Genomic DNA, 18,781 nt, shown 5'->3' with positions numbered 1-18,781 from the left:
TGACACGGAAATTGCGTTTCCCTCGCCACAGTCACATTCCGGATTCCTTACTGCGCCCCCACCAGACTGGTCACATGAATGGTCTTGGTCTCCGGAATCTCATTGTGCGACAGCACCTTCAGCTGCGGCAAGGCCCGGCGCAGGAAGCGCGACAGCATCGCCCGCAACGGACCCGGCACCAGCAGCACCGGCGTCAGTCCCATCTGTTCCTGCTGCGCCGCCGCCGCGCCGGCCTGCTGCGCAATCGTATCGGCCAGGCCAGGTTCGATTCCGGCGCCATCGCCATTGGTCCCCAGCGCCTGCATCAACAGCCGCTCAAGCCGGTTATCCAGGGTCATCACCGACAATTCATTCGTGCCCGGGAACAACTGCTGCACAATCGCCCGCCCCAGCGCAATCCTTACCACGGCGGTCAGGTCGGCCGGGTCCTGGGTCTGCGGAGCATATTCGGCCAGGGTTTCGATCACGGTGCGCATATCACGGATGTGCACGCCTTCGACCAGCAAATTCTGCAACACTTTCTGCAAGGTCGACAGCGACACCAGCTTCGGCACCAGGTCTTCCACCAGCTTCGGCGCTTCCTTGGCCAGATGATCGAGCAGTGCCTGCACTTCGGCCCGGCCCAGCAATTCCGACGCGTGCGTCGTGATCAAATGATTCAGGTGCGTTGCCACCACAGTACCGGCATCGACCACGGTATAGCCCATGCTCTGCGCCTCATCGCGCAGCCCGGCATCGATCCACACCGCAGGCAGGCCGAACGCCGGATCGGTGGTCACCAGGCCAGGCAGGTTGCCGCTGGCCATGCCCGGATTGATCGCCAGGAACTGCCCGTTCATCGACTCGCCGCTGCCCACTTCCACACCCTTGAGCGTGATGCGGTAGGCCGACGGTTTCAGCTCCAGGTTGTCGCGGATGTGTACCGGTGGCGCCAGGAAACCGACTTCCTGCGCGAATTTCTTGCGAATGCCTTTGATGCGCTTGAGCAGTTCGCCGCCCTGGGTCTTGTCGACCAGCGGAATCAGGCGATACCCGACTTCCAGCCCCAGCGTATCGACCGGCATGATGTCTTGCCAGCTGGCTTCTTCCTGCTCGGGCGCGGCAACCGGGGCCGGCGCTTCGACTTCTTCCGGCGGCGGCGCCTTGGCCTTCTTGTGGATCAGATAAGCGATGCCCGCCAGCGCGCCGGCCAGCAGCAGGAAGACCAGGTTCGGCATGCCAGGAATCAAACCCATGCCGCCGATGATCGCGGCGGTGATATACAGCACTTCCGGCTTGGCGAACAACTGGCGCACCAGCTGGGTGCCGATGTCCTGGTCGCTGGCCACGCGCGAGACCACGATACCGGCCGCGGTCGAGATGATCAGCGATGGAATCTGCGCCACCAGGCCATCACCGATGGCCAGCAGGGTGTAGGTCTTGGCCGCTTCGCCGAAGGCCATATCATGCTGCAAGATACCAACCAGCAAGCCACCGATCACGTTGATGACGGTAACCATGATGCCGGCCACGGCATCGCCGCGCACGTATTTGCTGGCACCGTCCATGGCGCCGTAGAATTCGGCTTCCTGGGCGACTTCGGTACGGCGGCGGCGCGCTTCGTCTTCGGCGATCAGGCCGGCGTTGAGGTCGGCGTCGATCGCCATCTGTTTACCCGGCATCGCGTCCAGGGCGAAACGGGCGCCCACTTCGGCGATCCGGCCGGCACCCTTGGTGACGACGGTAAAGTTAATAATGGTCAGAATGATAAACACGACGATACCGACCGTGTAGTTGCCGCCGATCAGGAAGTGGCCGAAGGCTTCGATCACCTTGCCGGCCGCGGCGCCGCCGGTGTGGCCTTCGGTCAGCACGATACGGGTCGAGGCCACGTTGAGCGACAGGCGCAGCATGGTCGACACCAGCAGGATGGTCGGGAAGGCCATGAAGTCGAGCGGCTTGACCGTGTACAGGCTGGTCAGCAGCACGATGACCGACAGGGCGATGTTGAAACTGAAGAACACGTCCAGCACGAAGGCCGGCAGCGGCAGGATCATCATCATCAGCAGCATGATGATGATGGCCGGCGCCGCCAGGGCGTTGCCGCCGCCTTTCATTCCACTTAACCAGGACGGCACGTTCAGGCGGTTCATGGTGTGGCTCCGTTCTTCGGTTCAGGTTTGGTTTGCGATGCCGGGTCATGCGGGTCGAGCTCGGGCGGTACGCGCAGCCTGGTCGGCCGGTCGGGGTAGGTGCCGCCATCGTTCTTGTAGGCGCGCAGCTGGAACACATACGCCAGCACTTCCGCCACCGCCGAGTACAGCGCTTCCGGAATCTCGTCGCCGATCTCGGTGTGCTTGTGCAGCGCACGGGCCAGGGCCGGCGCTTCCAGCAGGGCCACATTGTTTTCCTTGGCCAGTTCGCGGATGCGGGCCGCCACTTCATCGCTGCCCTTGGCCACCACGCGCGGCGCGCCGCGCTGGCCATCGGCGTACTTCAGCGCCACCGCATAGTGGGTCGGGTTGGTGACCACCACGTCGGCGGTCGGTACGTCGGCCATCATGCGGCGCTGCGACATTTCGCGCTGCATCTGGCGAATCTTGCCCTTGATCTGGGGATTGCCGTCCGACTCTTTCGACTCCTGGATCATTTCCTGGCGCGTCATCTTGAGCTTGTTCGCGTAGTGCCAGATCTGGTACGGACCGTCGATCGCGGCCACGATGCCGAGGCCGCCGACGATGAACAAAAACGCCGAACCGATCAGGTCGATCATGTGGACGCTGCCGCTTTTCAGGGGCTCGACGGCCAGGCCGATGACGGCGTCTTTCTGGCTCATCACGACCATCCAGGCGATGGTGCCGACCACGATGGTCTTGGCGATCGCCTTGAGCAATTCGACCAGCGCGTTGGTGGAGACCATGTTGGTCAGGCCGCGCATGGGGTTGAGCTTGCTGAATTTGGGCATGAACGACTTGCTGCTGAACAGCCAGCCGCCGATCAGCAGGGGCGAAGCGAGCGCCACGATCATGATGGCGATGGCCAGCGGCAGGCATGCCAGCATGACCTGGGCGATATCGCCGGCCACGCGCAGGATCATGGCGTTGGGGTTGAAGATTTGCTCGCGGTCCATGCTCAGGCCCGACACCATGGTCGCGTTCAGCTGGCGTGCGATGCCGGCGCCGAAGAACCACAGGGTGCAGCCGGCCGTCATCAGGACCGTAAACGTCGCCACTTCACGCGAGCGGGGCACGTCGCCTTCTTCGCGCGCCTGCTCCAATCGCTTGGGTGACGCTGCTTCTGTCTTTTCTGCGTCGCTACTGTCTGACATGCCAGGCTCCCGTTAACAGATGCCATTATTCGCGAAATTGCTCTAGAGCTATCCAGCGATTAAGGCGGCAAACAGGGCTCAATTCGGGTGGTGGCAGGCGAACGGGGCTCTTGCGCGGGCTCTCGTATAATTAAAAATTATCAACTTCTACACGAACACCATGAATTCGCTGGTTCCGTCCGATCCCCAAGAGCCGCTCGTCGCGGCCGACCTCAAGGAAGATGGCGACTTTTCCGACATGCTCAGCGAGCAGCGCATCCTGCTGCCGGGGGCACAGATGTTGACCGCGTTTCTGATCATCCTGCCGTTCAACGGCGGTTTCCGGCAGATCGTGCAGAGCGAGAAGATGGTGTTCCTGGCAACCTTCGTGCTGGCGTTGACGAGTCTGGTCTTGTTGAGCGCACCGGCCATTCAGCACCGGCTGATGCGGCCATTGAACGACCGCGCCCGCTTCAAGCGGGTAGCGACGCGGCAGATCGTGGCGGGGGCGTTTTCGCTGGGGGTGGCCTTGATACTGGCGACCAACCTGGTGATTTCGGAAGTCTTCGGCAGCGTTGTGGGGCTGGTGACGGCAAGCGGGATCGCCACCTTCATCCTATCGATATGGTGGCTGTTGCCGGCTTATCTGAAGCGCATGCACGGCTACTAGACACTGTTCGCCGTCGTTCCCCCGCATGCCGCCGCGGCGCGCGGAGAACGGGCGTTTAGCGGCTTTTCTTCGCCTCGGCCTGCTTGACCGTCTGCTCGATCGCGCCAAAGATCGACTTTCCTGCCCCATCGAGCATATCGATCCTGATCGTGTCGCCAAACAGCATGAACGGCGTGCTAGCGACGCCATCGGCGATCATCTCCAGGGCGCGCTTCTCGGCGATGCACGAATAGCCGCGCTTGGCATCCTTGTTCGACACCGTGCCGGAACCGATGATCGTCCCAGCGCGCGCATTGCGGGTTTTGCACAAATGTGCCAGCAGTTGCGCGAAGTTGAATACCATATCGACGCCGGCATGCGGCTGCCCCACCAGCTTGCCATTCCAGGTCGAACGCAGCGGCAGATGCACCTTCGCATCCTGCCACTGATCGCCCAGCTCGTCCGGCGTGACCGCCACCGGCGAAAACGAGGACGCCGGCTTGGACTGCAAAAACCCGAAGCCCTTGGCCAGCTCGGCCGGAATCAGATTGCGCAGCGAGACGTCGTTCACCAGCATTAACAACCTGATCTGTTGAAACGCCTGGTCCGGCGTGCTGCCCATCGGCACGTCGCCCGTGATCACGGCCACCTCGGCCTCGAAATCGATGCCCCACTCCTCATGCGCGAGCACGATCTCGTCCATCGGCCCCAGGAAATCGTCGCTGCCGCCCTGGTACATCAGCGGATCTTCCCAGAACGACGCCGGCATGTCGGCATTGCGCGCCTTGCGCACCAGCTCGACGTGATTGACGTACGCGGAGCCGTCCACCCACTGAAACGCGCGCGGCAACGGCGCCATGCATGTGGCGGGATCGAAGTCGAAGCTGCGCGAGGTCCGTGCGCTGTTGAGCATTTGGTACATATCGCTCAGCTGGGGCGAAATGAATGCCCAGTCGTCCAGCGCCGCCTGCAGGGTGGGCGCGATGCCGTCGGCCAGGTGCGCCGTTTTCAGGTCGCGCGAGACGACCGCCAGCTGGCCGTCGCGGCTACCATCCTTGAGTGTGGCTAATTTCATGATCTTATCCGGCGTGCGCGTTCAACCCGGCACCAGCAAGTCCAGCCTGGCCTGGTCCAGATAGCACCACTCGCCTTCGGCCAGGCCGAGCGACTCCAGCGTCAGCTGGCCGATGGCGGACCGGTGCAGCGCGCTGCAATGATTGCCGGCCGCAGCCAGCATGCGTTTGACCTGGTGGTACTTGCCTTGTTCCAGCACGATTTCGAGCTGGTGCTCGCCGCGCTGGACGCAGCTCAGGGCCGCCAGCGGCGCCGGCTCGTCGTGCAGTTTGACGCCGGACAGAAGTTGCGCAATCAGTTCAGGCGTGACGGGGTCCTGCGTGGTGGCCTGATATATCTTGGGGATGTGCCGCTTCGGCGACGATTGGGTGTGGATAAACGGACCATCGTCCGACATCAGCAACATGCCGGTGGTGTCGTGATCGAGCCGGCCCACCGGCTGCACGTCGCGCCAGGTGAATTGTTCGGGCAGCAAGGTCAGCACGCCGGGGTGATGGCTCGGCTTGCGCGAACACTCGACATTGACGGGTTTGTGCAGCGCAATATACACATGTTCGCGGTAAACCCATTCGTCGTCGAAGATCGTCATGACCAGCCCATCGGTGTCGATGGCGGTCTTGTAGTCGGTGTAGGGGGCGCCATTGATGACGACTTCGCCGTCTTCAATGAGGGCGCGGCAATATTTGCGTGTGCCGAAGCCCTGCGATTGCAGGATGCGGTCCAGGGATAATTTACTCATGGGCGAGACTTTACCAGATGCGCCTTTGACCGGATAGGAATGCTCCTAGCACTTTGTAGGATAAAGACCCGATTGATGGCGAGTTAAGGAAGAGCCTTTACGCATCTTTGACACAGATCAAGAATGGCAAGAGCCCGATTGTTAAACTGAAACCTCAGTAGGAATCGGCCTAACGCCACCTGCGAATGCTTACAGTAACACTAGGGCAATTGAACCCGACAAACATGATGAGGACCAGGATGCGCACCATTACTTCCGCCGCCACGCAAATGAACACTGCCGACTTCCTGGAATCGGCCGCCGACAATCTTCCCGACAATCCGCTGGCCCAGTCGGCGCTGGAGACGACGCGTGACGCAATAGCGCGCTGGACCGGCGGCATCCATCTGCCGCGCATGCTGGTGCCGGGCATGGTGCGCGTGTCGCCGCAGGCGCGCTGGTATGCGCAAGCCAACAATGGCTTTCAGGAATGGCTCAGCCAGGGAGGTTTTGCGCAGGGCTACGATGGCGATACGGTGCAAGCCAGCAGTGCCGATTGCGCCGGTCAGGCTGTGCTGGACATCGATTGCGCGCAACGCAACGTGGAGCGCCTGCGCATGGTCGACGCCGACAGCAGCGAATCCTGCATCGACTGATCGCGTCGCCAGACTGTCGCCGGCGCCCTCGAGCGCGCCGGCACGCTCCAGATCCATTCCCGATGCGGATCCCTCCTGATTGCCAATGGCGGCAATGACGGATCCGCCGCTCCCGGCCTCCCGGCGCGGAATTGACGGGCATTGACGTCCTCAATCTCCCTCGCGCGTGGCCAGTACCCGGTCGATCAGGCCGTATTGCGCCCCTTCGGCGGCCGACATGTAATTGTCGCGGTCCGAATCCTTTTCAATTTGCGCCAGTGTTTGTCCGGTGCGTTCGGCATGGATGGTATTGTGGCGGCGATGGTGACCCTGCCCGGTGAGGAGCAGCCGGTGTCGGTGCAGCAATCTCCTCGCCTGAGGATCCGCGCCGGCGCATGCGCCAACGATGCCTCGTACGGCGCCGTGCTGGCGGCCTAGGGTCCGGGCCCCGCGCGTCCCCGACCAATGCATCCGGCATGGCCGGCCATTGCGCGCGACGGTGCGGCGCGCGGAAGGGGACGACCATTGTTAATCGACGGCGATATCCCACCCGTACGGCCATGCGATCGCACATCGAGGAGATGGCGAAATAAACAATGGTGGAATAAACAATAGCGGGAATAACATCGGCTGGATGGAAAACGGCGGCTTCACGCCGCCGCTTCCACGTCCCGGTGAAAGGACTTCATGCGAGGAATTGTAATTCTCTCTATACCGCATCATGATGCGGTTAGTAGTTCATTTCAAACAATATGCTGCCAACACAGGGTGTACTTTTTATATCGGCCTCCCTTGGAAAGAACTACAGGTCTAATATAGGACACCTGCCCGAACTTTCAAGGAAAATATTCGCCTCGCGATATTAATGCAACGCTGGCCGTGCCGCTGGCCCCAGGGTTTTGACCATTCCCGCCCCCACTGACGCACCGAATTTCTTCAGCACCCGCTCCGGCAAACCTTCACGCGCCGTGTAGTCGACAATATCCTCGGCCTTGGCCACATCGCGCGCTGTCGTCTCCACCGTGCCGAAGCCGTCGGCCAGGCCCATATCGACCGCCTTGGCGCCGCTCCAGAACAGGCCCGAGAAGGTCTCCGGCGTCTCTTTCAGGCGCTTGCCGCGGCCAGTCCGTACCACGGCGATGAATTGCTGGTGGATTTCGTTGAGCATGGCCTGGGCATGCGCCTTGTGCTTGTCCGATTGCGGGCTGAAAGGATCGAGGAATCCCTTGTTTTCGCCGGCCGTGAGCAAACGCCGCTCGACCCCGAGTTTTTCCATGGTGCCGGTAAAGCCGAAACCGTCCATCAGCACGCCCACCGATCCGACAATGCTGGCCTTATTCACAAAGATCTTGTCGGAGGCAGCGGCAATATAATAGCCGCCGGAGGCGCAGATTTCATCGACCACCACATATACCGGCTTGCTGGGATAGGCCTGTTTCAGGCGCAGGATCTCATCGACGATATTGCCCGCCTGGACCGGACTGCCGCCCGGGCTGTTAATCCGCAGGACCACCGCCACCGAGCCGGAATCGGCAAATGCCTTGTTCAATGAAGGGATCACCACATCGGCCGAGCCGCTGCCTTCCGATTCGATGCTGCCGTCGATTTCAATCAGGGCGGTATGGCGCCCCAGGGCCTCGCCGTCGGAGCCGCTGAAATCGAAATCGAAAAACGCCCACAGCGCGAAAAACGCCAGCCCGAGGAAGGTCAGCTTGAAGAAAATTCCCCAGCGGCGCGTGGCGCGCTGTTCGCGCACGGTGGCAAAAACCAGCTTTTCCAGGGTGTCGCGCTCCCAGTTGCCGGTGCTCGGTGCCGCCGCCAGCGCTGTTTCCTTGGAATCGACGAAAGTGTTGTCTCTCATAAATCGCTTTACGTAATAGGGTGTCGGTACTGCGTGCTCAGGCCGCGGGCGGCTTGACGAACTCGTCGGGTTGCCAGTAAATCTGCCCATCTTCCTCGCGCACGCCGATCGGGCGCAGGCGGCCGCCCTTGCAAGGTCCACCCGCGCAAAAGCCGCTTTCCGGTACATAAATGGCGCCGTGGGTCGAGCACATCAGGTACAGGCCGCTGGACTCGAAGAACTCGCCTTCGGCCCAGTCGAGCTCGATTGGCACGTGGGCGCAGCGGTTCAGGTAGGCGTACACCGTTCCTTTGTGACGCACCACGAAACCGGTCGCCTTGTCGCCGAAGGCGCTGACGCCAAATCGCACGCCGCGTCCGCCTTCGAGCACGTGCTCCGACCCGCAGACCAGCACGCCGTCGGCCTGGTCCGCCATCATGCGTTCTCGCTCAGCCAGGTGCGCAGCTGGGCCACGGTTTCGGCGGAGTAGACGGGATTGCAAGCGCTCAGCTGCTCGTGCGGATGGGCGCCATACTGCACGGCAATCCCGGCCGCACCGGCGTTATTCGCCATCAGCAAATCGTGCGTGGTGTCGCCGATCATCACCGTGCGCTTCAGATCCTGCCCCAGTTCGCGGGTCAGTTCCTGCAGCATGGCTGGATGCGGTTTGGAGAATGTCTCATCGGCGCAACGGGTGGCGTCGAACAGCGAGAGCAGCCCGACCGCGTTGAGCGAACGGTTCAAGCCAACCCGGCTCTTGCCGGTGGCTACCGCCAAAAAGTAAGCTTCCTGCGAAAGTTCGGTCAACATCTCGCGAACGCCGTCGAACAGCACCAGTTCGTGGTCTTTCGACAGAAAATGAAAACGGTAACGCTCGACCATGCGCGGGTAAAACGCGGGGTCGATATTCGGCATCACGGCCTGCATCGCTTCGTGCAAGCCCAGGCCGATCACGTGCGAAGCGGCATCGTCGCGCGGAATCGGCAAGCCGAGGTCCCTGGCGGCGGCCTGGATGCACTTGACGATGGTGGACGTGCTGTCCATCAAGGTGCCGTCCCAGTCGAAAACGATCAGATCAAATTGCTTACGTGCCATGTATTGCGGCCGCTTGTGGCGGCCGGCTCCTTCCAGGATTGATCAACGCGGACTATTCTCGTGAGACTAGCGCGGTGCTGTGTTCAGCGGTTTCCCCAAGCTTACCAAGAAACGTTCGCATTCTGCTGGCAACGGTGCATTTATCGTCACGTCCTTGCCGGATTCAGGATGGGTAAACGTAATCTGGTGCGCATGCAGGAACATCCGCTTGAGCGCGCCGCGCGTGGCGTCGGCTTTGAGCAGGACGCGGTTTAACGCAAAATCGCCGTATTTATCATCGCCAATGATGGGAAAGCCCGACGAAGCCAGATGAACCCGAATCTGGTGGGTACGCCCGGTTTTCAGTTCGGCTTCGAGCAGGGCGAACTTGTCGAACTTGCGCAGCAGGCTGAACACGGTATGCGACTCCATGCCCCCGGCCTGCACGCAGACGCGGCGCTCGCCATCGGCCGTGGTGAACTTGTGCAGCGGCAGCTTGATGTGCTGGCGCGCGTTTTTCCAGTCGCCGTACACCATGGTGAGGTAGCGCTTGTCGGTCAGGCCGTCGCGCATCTGCTCGTGCAGATTGGTCAGGGCCGAGCGTTTTTTCGCCAGCAACAGCAGGCCCGACGTTTCACGGTCGAGCCGGTGCACCAGTTCCAGGAACTTGGCGTCCGGCCGGGCCGCGCGCAACTGTTCGATCACGCCGTAGGACACGCCCGAGCCGCCGTGCACCGCCACGCCGCAAGGCTTGTCGATGATGAGCAGGTGCGCGTCCTCGAACAGGATCGGGAATTCGGCGCCCGGCACCACGGCGGTCGATTTCTCGGCCACCCGCACCGGCGGAATGCGCACCACGTCGCCGCTTTCGAGCCGGTACAACTGGTCGATACGGCCCTTGTTGACCCTGACCTCGCCCGAGCGCAGGATGCGGTAAATATGGCTTTTCGGAACGCCCTTACAGACCCGCAACAAGTAGTTGTCGATCCGCTGTCCGGCTTCCTCTTCGGTAATTGTGACAAATTGGGCTTGAACGGGGGCCTGTGATGAAGGGGGAACAACATCGTTTTGCATCTTCATTTGCTCTGTCTTCCCAGAAATTCTCTCTAAGTCCTTCATTTTGAATATATAATCGACAGGCGGCGGTCAAACCTCTGCTGGTGTAAGAATTAAAACGATATTTTACACAGGGGCGTCTCCATCGGCCCCGCCAAATTGCAAATTCGATGGAAAAAATGTGTACGCACATCCCGGCGCGAATCAAGGTTGCACCGTTGTTGTAATCGGATAACGCGCAAGGCTGCGGAATGGATTGTTTGGAATTGTAAGGATAAGTACTGGCAAGCTGTCCCTCGGGGCCAGCTCGCCGGATGATGGCGTCGATAACGCTTGTCGTTTTCGCCCGACCCGATGTAAGCCTCATCCTGAAGGCTTGAGAATAAGGGCTGGTGTTTAAGCCTGGTATCGAAGTCTTAGTATGTTCGCTGGCTACGGTTTGGCTCACCGATTTGCTCACCGCCTGGCTTTGTCTGTGCCCCGATCACACCGGGGCTGCTTCAGCTAAGTTGCAGGTGATGCGTGCACTCGGCATGTCGATCGACCCCACCGCGCCCTGTCGCGGCCGTAACGCTTTGCGTTGCTGCGCCGTGCGAAAAGGCATACCCACCCTCCACTTCCCTTCCCGCGTACATCCCTGTACTTTTCGCCGCCCTGCGTCCCGCGCAGAGCGGCACTAGAACGGCCCCCGGGTCGCGGAGTCAATAAAAATGAAACGCATGTTGTTTAACGCTACGCAGCAGGAAGAACTGCGCGTAGCGATTGTCGACGGTCAGAAACTGATCGACATCGATATCGAAACCGCCGGTCGCGAACAGCGCAAGTCGAATATCTACAAGGGCGTGATTACCCGGATCGAACCGTCGCTCGAAGCCTGCTTCGTCAGCTACGGCGAAGACCGCCACGGTTTCCTGCCATTCAAGGAAGTGGCCCGCACCTATTTCCGCGAAGGCGTCGATGTCCGTACCGCCTCGGTCAAGGAAGCGCTGCGCGAAGGCCAGGAAATCATGGTCCAGGTCGAGAAAGAAGAGCGCGGCAACAAGGGCGCCGCCCTGACCTCCTTCGTTTCCCTGGCCGGCCGTTATCTGGTCCTGATGCCGAATAACCCGCGTGGCGGCGGTGTTTCGCGCCGGGTCGAAGGCGAAGAACGCCAGGAACTGCGCGAAACGATGGACAAGCTGGACCTGCCGCAGGGCATGTCGGTCATCGCCCGCACCGCCGGCATCGGCCGCAATGTCGAAGAACTGCAGTGGGACTTGAATTACCTGATGCAACTGTGGCGCGCGATCGAAGGCGCCGGCAAGTCGGCCAGCGGCGCCTTCCTGATCTACCAGGAATCGTCGCTCGTGATCCGCGCGATCCGCGACTACTTCCAGCCCGATATTGGCGAGATCCTGATCGATACCGACGATATCTACGAACAAGCGCACCAGTTCATGCGCCACGTGATGCCCGACATGATCCACCGGGTCAAGCGTTACAGCGACGACGTACCGCTGTTTTCGCGCTTCCAGATCGAACACCAGATTGAAACCGCGTATTCCCGCACGGTACCATTGCCGTCCGGCGGCGCCATCGTCATCGACCACACCGAAGCCCTCGTTTCGGTCGACGTCAACTCGGCCCGCGCCACGCGCGGCTCCGACATCGAAACCACCGCATTCAATACCAACTGCGAAGCGGCCGAAGAAGTGGCACGCCAGCTGCGCCTGCGCGACCTTGGCGGCCTGATCGTCATCGACTTCATCGACATGGAAGTGGCGAAGAACCAGCGCGAAGTCGAAACGCGCCTCAAAGACGCCCTGCACCATGATCGTGCACGCGTTCAGATGGGCAAGATTTCCCGTTTCGGCCTGATGGAACTGTCGCGCCAGCGCCTGCGCCCTTCGCTGTCGGAAGGCTCGCACGTGACGTGCCCGCGCTGCTCCGGCACCGGCCACATCCGCGATACCGAATCGTCCGCCCTGCAGGTGCTGCGCATCATCCAGGAAGAAGCGATGAAGGAAAACTCGGCCACCATCCACGTGCAGGTTCCCGTGGACGTTGCCGCTTTCCTGCTCAATGAAAAACGCGGCGAAGTGCTCAAGATCGAGAACCGCCACCGCATCAGCGTGATCCTGATCCCGAACAAGCACCTGGACACGCCGCACTACAAGCTCGAACGCATCAAGCACGACGATCCGCGCCTCGAAGACAGCCAGGCCAGCTACAACCTGGCCGAAGAAGCTGAAACCGACATGGCTTACAGCAAGCGCCAGAAGGAAGAAGTCAAGCCGCGCCAGGAAGCCGTCGTCAAGACCATCACCCCGGACCAGCCTGCGCCAATGGTGGACCGCTCCGAAGTGCTCAAGCCGGTCCCCCCGCCGGTCCAGGCACCGGTACTGACCGCGCCCGAGGAAGAAGGATTCCTGGCCAGGATCATGGGTTTCTTTTTCAAGAAGGAAGCACCCGTCATTGTCGCTCCGGCACCAGTAGCCCCGGCCAAGCCGGCCGCCGCGCCTGCGGGCCGCGAAGACCGCAACGGCCGTGGCCCGCGTGCCCGCACCCGTGGCGGCAAGCCGGACGGCCGTCCTGAGCGCGAGCCGGGCAAGCCAGCCGCACTGGAAGAGGCAGGCAAGCCGGGCGACGCCGACAAGGCTGCCCGCCCGCCGCGTCCTCCACGCCCGCCGCGCGAGCCGCGTGAAGCGCAGGTCGACGCCGCCGGCGCGCCAGTGGCGCCGCGCGCCGAACGTGCGGAACGCCCGGAGCGTGGCGAGCGTCCGGAACGTGGTGAGCGCACCCCGCGTCCACCGCGCGAACGCGCCGACTACCGCACCCCGGTAGCCGAAGCGAAGACCGATGAACTGGCCGTTTCGCCGGTCGTGGCCGCCGCGGCAATCGTCAATGTTACCGTGCCGCAAGGCGATGAAGAAGCCGCCGTGCCGAAAATGATCACCACGATCGGCCCGAACGGTGAAGAAATCGAAGTCGAAGCCGGTGGCGATGAGCCGCGCCGTCGTCGTCGTCGAGGCGGGCGCAACCGCAATCGCCGCGACCGCGACCAGGCCGAGGGCATGGAAGGCGAAGACGGCGACGTTGTCAACGAAGCCAGCTTCACCGTCGAACCAGCGCCAGCGGATGCACCGTCCTTCGAAAAAGTAGCAGTGCCAGTATTCGCCGCAGCCGAGCCGGTTGTCGCCGAGGCAGCACCAGTGGAAGCTGCGCAAGCTGAAGCGGAAGCCGCACCTGAGCCCGTGTCGGAATACGTAGTGGCGCCAGCGCCGGTGGAAGCAGCAGCGCCTGCGCCAGTCGACGCTGCACCAGCCCCGGCCCCGGTAATGGAAGCGGCACCGGCACCTGCCGAGCCAGCTCCAGTAGCCGAGGTAGTTGCCGCAGCACCAGCCGAAGCAGCGCCGGAAGTGGCTCCAGCGGTTGCTCCGGTAGTTGCTCCGGTACGCGAAGAAATCGTGCCAGCAACGATGTTCACCCCGGCCGATCCGGTTGCGGAGGAAGCTGCGGAAGCGGTTGCCGACGCTGCGGCAGCCGACGCTGCGGCAGCCGACGCTGCGGCAGCCGACGCTGCGGCAACCGAAACAACGGCTGCCGATGCAACTGCCGCAGCGGCGCCGGTCGAAGCAGCGTCGGCGCCGGTTGCAGCACCTGCGCCGGCCCCTGTCGCGCCACCAGCGCCAGTTGCACCAGCGCCGGTTGCCCCAGCACCAGTTGCAGCGGCAGCGGCACCGGTTGCCGACCTCTCCGAGATCCTCGGTTCGGCCGGCCTGACCCTGGCTGCCACCGATCCTGAAAAGCTGCGTGCAGCCCAGGAAGCGGCCGCCAATGCAGCGCCGCCGGTGCGCGTGCCACGCGAGCGCAAGCCGCTGCCGCCGCAAGTCGATGAGCCGCTGGTCCAGGTGGATACCAGCCGCCAGTAATCAGGGCGCAACAAAAAAAGGGGAAGCTGAGGCTTCCCCTTTTTTACGTGAAAAAACCACGTATTTACTTTGAACCTGAGTGAACGATGACCTTTCCAGCCGATATCCCTCCCGCTCCCGTCACCCTGCGCATGGCTTTCCGGTACTGGCTCAAGCTCGGCTTCATCAGCTTTGGCGGGCCGGCCGGTCAGATCGCGCTGATGCACACCGAACTGGTCGAGCGGCGCCGCTGGATTTCCGAACAACGCTTCCTGCACGCGCTCAACTACTGCATGCTGCTGCCCGGCCCGGAAGCGACCCAGCTTGCCATCTATATCGGCTGGCTGATGCACAAGACCCGCGGCGGCATCCTGGCCGGACTGCTGTTCTTCCTGCCCTCGCTGCTGATCCTGATCGTCCTGTCGTGGATTTACATGGCCTACGGCACCCTGCCCGTGGTCGCCGGTATCCTGTACGGCATCAAGCCCGCGGTGGTGGCCGTGGTGCTGGCCGCCGCCTGGCGCATCGGCTCGCGCACGCTGAAAAACCGCACCTTGCTGGCGATTGCCGTCGCCGCCTTCCTCGCCATCGCGCTGGGCGAACTGCCGTTTCCGCTGATCGTGCTGGTCGCGGCGACCATCGGTTTCGCCGGCGGACGGCTGCTGCCGGCGCAATTCCAGGTCGGCGGCCAGCACCCGGACAGCCGCGCCTCGTACGGCATCGCGCTCATCGACGACAACACCCCCACGCCGGCCCACGCCCGCTTTACCTGGCCGCGCCTGGTGCGCGTGGCCCTCGGCGGCCTGGCCCTCGGTGCCGGCGTGTGGCTGCTGCTGGCGTGGCGCTACGGCGCGGCGGGCGCGCTGGCCCAGATGGGCTGGTTCTTCACCAAGGCCGCGCTGATGACTTTTGGGGGCGCCTACGCGGTGCTGCCCTATGTGTACCAGGGCGGCGTGGAGCACTATCAATGGCTCACCGCGCCCCAGATGATCGATGGCCTGGCGCTGGGCGAAACCACGCCCGGGCCCCTGATCATGATCGTCGCCTTCGTCGGCTTCGTGGGCGCCTGGAGCCACGCCATTTTCGGCCCGGGCGGCGTGCTGCTGGCCGGCGTGGCTGGTGCCTGCGTGGCCACCTTCTTCACCTTCCTGCCCTCGTTCATCTTCATCCTGGCCGGCGGCCCGCTGGTGGAAGCGACGCGCGACAATGTGCGCATGACGGCGCCGCTGACCGCCATTTCGGCGGCGGTGGTGGGCGTGATCGTCAGCCTGGCGGTGTTCTTCGGCCAGCACGTGTTCGTGCAGAACGGCCAAGTCGACATCGCGGCAATCGCCATCAGCGCGGCCGCCTGCGTGGCCCTGTTCCGCTTCAAGGTGGGGACCATCAAACTGCTCGCCGCCTGTGCCGTCGCGGGCCTCGTGCTATCGTATCGGCATGGCTGAAAAAACTATCATGCTCAGCGACGGCCGCGCGCCGCCGCCGGCAATCCCCGCGCGGCTCGATGCGCCCACCGGCCTCCTGGCCGACGCACTCGGGCGGCCCCTGCACGACCTGCGCATTTCCGTCACCGACCGCTGCAATTTCCGCTGCGTCTACTGCATGCCCAAGGAAGTGTTCGACAAGGACTACGCCTACCTGCCGCACGCCTCGCTGCTCTCGTTCGAGGAAATCACCCGCATCGCCAGCCTGTTCGTCGCCCACGGCGTGGAAAAGCTGCGCCTGACCGGCGGCGAACCGCTGCTGCGCAAGAACCTGGAACGCCTGGTCGGCATGCTCAGCGCCCTGCGCACCCCGAGCGGGCGAGCGCTCGACATCACCCTCACCACCAATGGTTCGCTGCTGGCGAAAAAAGCGCAGTCGCTGAAGGATGCTGGCCTGAACCGGGTTACGGTGTCGCTCGACTCGCTCGACGACGCCACCTTCAAGCGCATGAACGATGTCGACTTCGCGGTGGCCGACGTGCTGGCCGGGATCGATTGCGCCCACGCCGCGGGCCTGGGGCCCATCAAGATCAACATGGTCGTCAAGGCCGGCATGAACGACCAGGAAATCGTGCCCATGGCGCGCCACTTCAAGGGCAGCCCGTACATCCTGCGCTTCATCGAATACATGGACGTGGGCGCATCGAACGGCTGGAACCTGGCCGAAGTGATCCCGTCGGCGGAAGTGGCGCGCCGCATCTCGGCCGAGATGCCTTTGGTGCCGCAGCAAGCGAACTACAGCGGCGAAACCGCCGCGCGCTGGCGCTACGCCGACGGCAGCGGCGAAATCGGCCTGATCTCCAGCGTCACCCAGGCCTTCTGCAAGGATTGCTCGCGCGCGCGCCTGTCGACCGAGGGCAAGCTGTACACCTGCCTGTTCGCCACCCGCGGCCACGACCTGCGCGCCCTGCTGCGCGAAGGGCGCAGCGACGCCGAAATCTCGGCCGCCGTCGGCGCGCTGTGGAACGTGCGTGCCGACCGCTATTCCGAAACCCGTACCATCAACACCAGCGGCATTCAAAGCGGCGGCCCGCGCGAGGGCAAACGCGTCGAAATGTCGTACATCGGCGGTTAAATGACTTTACCAGACGACATCACCGGCCTGATTCTGGCCGGGGGACGCGGCACCCGCATGGGCCACGTCGACAAGGGCCTGCAGCGTTTTCGCGGCGTCAGCATGGCCGGGCATGTGATGCGGCGCCTGGCGCCGCAGGTCGGCACCGTGGCCATCAACGCCAATCAGAACCTGGAGCTCTACGCCGGGTTCGGCGTACCGGTATGGCCGGACCAGCTGACCGGTTTCGAGGGGCCGCTGGCCGGGCTGGCCACCGGCATGGCCCGCTGCGCCACGCCGCTGCTGGTCACGGCGCCATGCGACTCGCCGTTTCTGCCGCACGACCTGGTAGCGCGCCTGCACCGGGCACTCGATGCCGGCGGCGCCGACCTGGCGCTGGCCGAAACCGCCGAAGCCGGACCGGATGGCGTGCCGCGCATCCAGCCGCAGCCCGTGTTCGCCCTCGTCAGGACCGCCACCCTGCCCCGGCTGGAAGCCTACCTTGCCGGCGGCGGACGGCGCATGGATGGCTGGTACGGCAGCATCAGGGTGGTACGCGTGCGCTTCGACGACGCTGCCGCCTTCCGCAACATCAACACGCTGGACGAACTGCGCCAGTGCGAACCTGAATGATCCCTCACCCAAGCACACCATGACCATGCCGACCCTGAACGACGTCACCAGCTGTTTGTCCGCCTACGACCCCGATGCCCTGCCCGTGCGCGACGCGCAGCGCATCATCCGCGACTTCATCAAGCCGGTCGGCGCCATCGAACAGGTAGCGCTGCTGGCGGCGCTGGACCGGGTGCTGGGTGAGGACATCATCTCGCCGATCAGCGTGCCGGCGCACGACAATTCCGCCATGGACGGCTACGCCCTGCGCGGCGCCGACCTGTTGGAGGGTGCGCCGGTCACCCTGGCGGTGGTGGGCACCGTGTTCGCGGGCCGCCCGTCCGACGTGGTTCCCGGCAGCGGCGAATGCGTGCGCATCATGACCGGCGGCGTCATGCCGGCCGGCTGCGACAGCGTGATCCCGCAGGAACTGGTCGCGGCAATCGGCGCTGACAGCATCACGATCGCCCCGGGCGTGATTCGCAGCGGCGACAACCGCCGTGTCGCGGGCGAAGACCTGATGGCCGGCAGCGCCGCCCTGCGCAAGGGTAAAGTCATCCGCCCCGCCGACCTGGGGCTGCTGGCGTCCCTCGGCATCGCCACGGTGCCGGTGACGCGGCGCCTGCGCGTGGCGTTCTTCTCCACCGGCGACGAACTGCGGTCGATCGGCCAGCCGCTCGACGCCGGCTGCGTCTACGACAGCAACCGCTACACCCTGCACGGCATGCTCACGCGCCTCGGTTGCGAGATCGTCGACATGGGTATCGTGCGCGACGATCCGCAAGCGCTGGAAGAGGCATTGCGCCATGCCTGCGAAAACGTGGACGCCATCGTCACCTCCGGCGGCGTATCGGTCGGCGCGGCCGACTACACGCGCCAGATCATGGCCAAACTGGGCGACGTGAGCTTCTGGAAGATCGGCATGCGCCCGGGCCGGCCGCTCGCGTTCGGGCGCATCGCCTCGAACGGCCACAGTGCCTTCCTGTTTGGCCTGCCCGGCAATCCGGTGGCGGTGATGGTGTCGTTCTACTTTTTCGCGCGCGACGCGCTGCTGCGCATGATGGGCGCCGAGGCGCCGCTGCCGGTGCTCAAGGTGCGTTCGGCCGGCGCCATCCGCAAAAAACCGGGCCGCACCGAATACCAGCGCGGTATCCTGGGGCGCGATGACGATGGCCGGCAGAGCGTGCGCATCACCGGTTCGCAAGGCTCCGGCATCCTGCGTTCGATGAGCGAGGCGAACTGCATGGTGATCTTGCATGATGAGCAAGGCAACGTCGATGCGGGCGATCTTGTCGACATCATGCTGTTCGACGGCCTGATCTGAACAATGCAAGCTGTCGGACAACGAGAAATAGTGCATTTTGATAACTAAAAACACGGTAAATGCAGAAATTGTTATGAGAGTAATATCA

Annotated in this window: 16 protein-coding genes; 7 read left to right on the top strand and 9 right to left on the bottom strand. The window is 63.3% G+C overall.

From position 1 onward, the window contains the following. Positions 1-47: 47 nt before the first annotated feature. Positions 48-2,132 carry a flagellar biosynthesis protein FlhA gene (gene flhA / locus RBA41_RS12625; RefSeq protein WP_306624248.1) on the bottom strand — a complete coding sequence of 695 codons (2,085 nt, stop codon included), beginning with the start codon at positions 2,130-2,132 and terminating at the stop codon, positions 48-50. Beyond that, positions 2,129-3,307, bottom strand: coding sequence for a flagellar biosynthesis protein FlhB (gene flhB, locus RBA41_RS12620; protein ID WP_306624246.1), 1,179 nt, complete (start codon positions 3,305-3,307; stop codon positions 2,129-2,131). The genes flhA and flhB overlap by 4 nt, the downstream gene beginning before the upstream one ends. Positions 3,308-3,467: 160 nt before the next feature. On the opposite strand from flhB, the gene RBA41_RS12615 reads away from it, so the two are divergent. Then, positions 3,468-3,956: a DUF6328 family protein gene (locus tag RBA41_RS12615; protein WP_306624244.1), complete on the top strand. Its 489-nt coding sequence runs from the start codon at positions 3,468-3,470 to the stop codon at positions 3,954-3,956. 55 nt (positions 3,957-4,011) lie between these two features. Here RBA41_RS12615 and RBA41_RS12610 read toward each other — a convergent pair whose 3' ends face one another. Together RBA41_RS12610 and RBA41_RS12605 are read right to left on the bottom strand one after the other, a co-directional pair. Further along, on the bottom strand, positions 4,012-5,010 hold the full coding sequence (locus RBA41_RS12610; protein ID WP_306624243.1) for a fumarylacetoacetate hydrolase family protein: 999 nt from the start codon (positions 5,008-5,010) through the stop codon (positions 4,012-4,014). A 21-nt stretch (positions 5,011-5,031) separates the two neighbouring features. Continuing rightward, positions 5,032-5,748 (bottom strand): pseudouridine synthase, encoded by a 717-nt coding sequence (locus tag RBA41_RS12605; RefSeq protein WP_099875559.1) that lies wholly within the window; start codon positions 5,746-5,748, stop codon positions 5,032-5,034. A 239-nt stretch (positions 5,749-5,987) separates the two neighbouring features. Here RBA41_RS12605 and RBA41_RS12600 point away from each other — a divergent pair, with 239 nt between their 5' ends. After that, the gene (locus RBA41_RS12600; RefSeq protein WP_306624241.1) at positions 5,988-6,383 is read left to right on the top strand and encodes a hypothetical protein; all 396 of its coding nucleotides are present in this window, start codon (positions 5,988-5,990) and stop codon (positions 6,381-6,383) included. A gap of 150 nt (positions 6,384-6,533) precedes the next feature. Here RBA41_RS12600 and RBA41_RS12595 read toward each other — a convergent pair whose 3' ends face one another. The 5 genes from RBA41_RS12595 to RBA41_RS12575 form a co-directional block, all read right to left on the bottom strand. Continuing rightward, on the bottom strand, positions 6,534-6,728 hold the full coding sequence (locus tag RBA41_RS12595; protein WP_306624239.1) for an ATP-dependent Clp protease proteolytic subunit: 195 nt from the start codon (positions 6,726-6,728) through the stop codon (positions 6,534-6,536). Between the two features lie 496 nt (positions 6,729-7,224). Continuing rightward, positions 7,225-8,223 (bottom strand): S49 family peptidase, encoded by a 999-nt coding sequence (locus tag RBA41_RS12590; protein ID WP_306624236.1) that lies wholly within the window; start codon positions 8,221-8,223, stop codon positions 7,225-7,227. Between the two features lie 37 nt (positions 8,224-8,260). Further along, positions 8,261-8,641, bottom strand: a complete 381-nt coding sequence (locus tag RBA41_RS12585) for a Rieske (2Fe-2S) protein (protein ID WP_374709545.1) — start codon at positions 8,639-8,641, stop codon at positions 8,261-8,263. Further along, positions 8,638-9,297 carry an HAD-IA family hydrolase gene (locus tag RBA41_RS12580; RefSeq protein WP_306624235.1) on the bottom strand — a complete coding sequence of 220 codons (660 nt, stop codon included), beginning with the start codon at positions 9,295-9,297 and terminating at the stop codon, positions 8,638-8,640. The genes RBA41_RS12585 and RBA41_RS12580 overlap by 4 nt, the downstream gene beginning before the upstream one ends. A 66-nt stretch (positions 9,298-9,363) precedes the next feature. Then, a complete protein-coding gene (locus RBA41_RS12575) occupies positions 9,364-10,356 on the bottom strand; it encodes an RluA family pseudouridine synthase (protein ID WP_306624234.1) in 993 nt (330 codons plus the stop codon). Between the two features lie 686 nt (positions 10,357-11,042). Between RBA41_RS12575 and RBA41_RS12570 the strand changes: the two genes are divergently transcribed. The 5 genes from RBA41_RS12570 to moeA all read left to right on the top strand — a co-directional run bounded on the left by RBA41_RS12570 (position 11,043) and on the right by moeA (position 18,693). Then, positions 11,043-14,243, top strand: a complete 3,201-nt coding sequence (locus RBA41_RS12570) for an Rne/Rng family ribonuclease (protein WP_306624233.1) — start codon at positions 11,043-11,045, stop codon at positions 14,241-14,243. Between the two features lie 86 nt (positions 14,244-14,329). Continuing rightward, positions 14,330-15,664, top strand: coding sequence for a chromate efflux transporter (chrA, locus tag RBA41_RS12565; protein ID WP_306624231.1), 1,335 nt, complete (start codon positions 14,330-14,332; stop codon positions 15,662-15,664). Continuing rightward, positions 15,657-16,778 carry a GTP 3',8-cyclase MoaA gene (gene moaA, locus RBA41_RS12560; RefSeq protein WP_306624230.1) on the top strand — a complete coding sequence of 374 codons (1,122 nt, stop codon included), beginning with the start codon at positions 15,657-15,659 and terminating at the stop codon, positions 16,776-16,778. Before chrA ends, moaA begins: the two co-directional genes overlap by 8 nt. Then, complete coding sequence (mobA, locus tag RBA41_RS12555; RefSeq protein ID WP_306624227.1) at positions 16,779-17,390, top strand: molybdenum cofactor guanylyltransferase MobA; 612 nt, start codon at positions 16,779-16,781, stop codon at positions 17,388-17,390. Positions 17,391-17,409: 19 nt separating this feature from the next. Further along, positions 17,410-18,693 (top strand): molybdopterin molybdotransferase MoeA, encoded by a 1,284-nt coding sequence (gene moeA, locus RBA41_RS12550; protein WP_306624225.1) that lies wholly within the window; start codon positions 17,410-17,412, stop codon positions 18,691-18,693. The last annotated feature ends 88 nt before the right edge of the window (positions 18,694-18,781 follow it).

It is taken from the genome of Massilia scottii (assembly GCF_030846495.1).
GTDB classification, from domain to species: Bacteria; Pseudomonadota; Gammaproteobacteria; order Burkholderiales; family Burkholderiaceae_D; genus Telluria_A; species Telluria_A violaceinigra.
Note: the sequence above shows the minus strand (reverse complement) of the source record. Positions and strands in the feature narration are given on the sequence as shown.

What these genes read in the sequence shown, in the direction of transcription:
- flhA (WP_306624248.1), bottom strand. Translation starts at nt 2,132, where the DNA reads ATGAACCGCCTGAACGTGCCGTCCTGGTTAAGTGGAATGAAAGGCGGC.
- flhB (WP_306624246.1), bottom strand. Translation starts at nt 3,307, where the DNA reads ATGTCAGACAGTAGCGACGCAGAAAAGACAGAAGCAGCGTCACCCAAG.
- RBA41_RS12615 (WP_306624244.1), top strand. Translation starts at nt 3,468, where the DNA reads ATGAATTCGCTGGTTCCGTCCGATCCCCAAGAGCCGCTCGTCGCGGCC.
- RBA41_RS12610 (WP_306624243.1), bottom strand. Translation starts at nt 5,010, where the DNA reads ATGAAATTAGCCACACTCAAGGATGGTAGCCGCGACGGCCAGCTGGCG.
- RBA41_RS12605 (WP_099875559.1), bottom strand. Translation starts at nt 5,748, where the DNA reads ATGAGTAAATTATCCCTGGACCGCATCCTGCAATCGCAGGGCTTCGGC.
- RBA41_RS12600 (WP_306624241.1), top strand. Translation starts at nt 5,988, where the DNA reads ATGCGCACCATTACTTCCGCCGCCACGCAAATGAACACTGCCGACTTC.
- RBA41_RS12590 (WP_306624236.1), bottom strand. Translation starts at nt 8,223, where the DNA reads ATGAGAGACAACACTTTCGTCGATTCCAAGGAAACAGCGCTGGCGGCG.
- RBA41_RS12585 (WP_374709545.1), bottom strand. Translation starts at nt 8,641, where the DNA reads ATGATGGCGGACCAGGCCGACGGCGTGCTGGTCTGCGGGTCGGAGCAC.
- RBA41_RS12580 (WP_306624235.1), bottom strand. Translation starts at nt 9,297, where the DNA reads ATGGCACGTAAGCAATTTGATCTGATCGTTTTCGACTGGGACGGCACC.
- RBA41_RS12575 (WP_306624234.1), bottom strand. Translation starts at nt 10,356, where the DNA reads ATGAAGATGCAAAACGATGTTGTTCCCCCTTCATCACAGGCCCCCGTT.
- RBA41_RS12570 (WP_306624233.1), top strand. Translation starts at nt 11,043, where the DNA reads ATGAAACGCATGTTGTTTAACGCTACGCAGCAGGAAGAACTGCGCGTA.
- chrA (WP_306624231.1), top strand. Translation starts at nt 14,330, where the DNA reads ATGACCTTTCCAGCCGATATCCCTCCCGCTCCCGTCACCCTGCGCATG.
- moaA (WP_306624230.1), top strand. Translation starts at nt 15,657, where the DNA reads ATGGCTGAAAAAACTATCATGCTCAGCGACGGCCGCGCGCCGCCGCCG.
- mobA (WP_306624227.1), top strand. Translation starts at nt 16,779, where the DNA reads ATGACTTTACCAGACGACATCACCGGCCTGATTCTGGCCGGGGGACGC.
- moeA (WP_306624225.1), top strand. Translation starts at nt 17,410, where the DNA reads ATGACCATGCCGACCCTGAACGACGTCACCAGCTGTTTGTCCGCCTAC.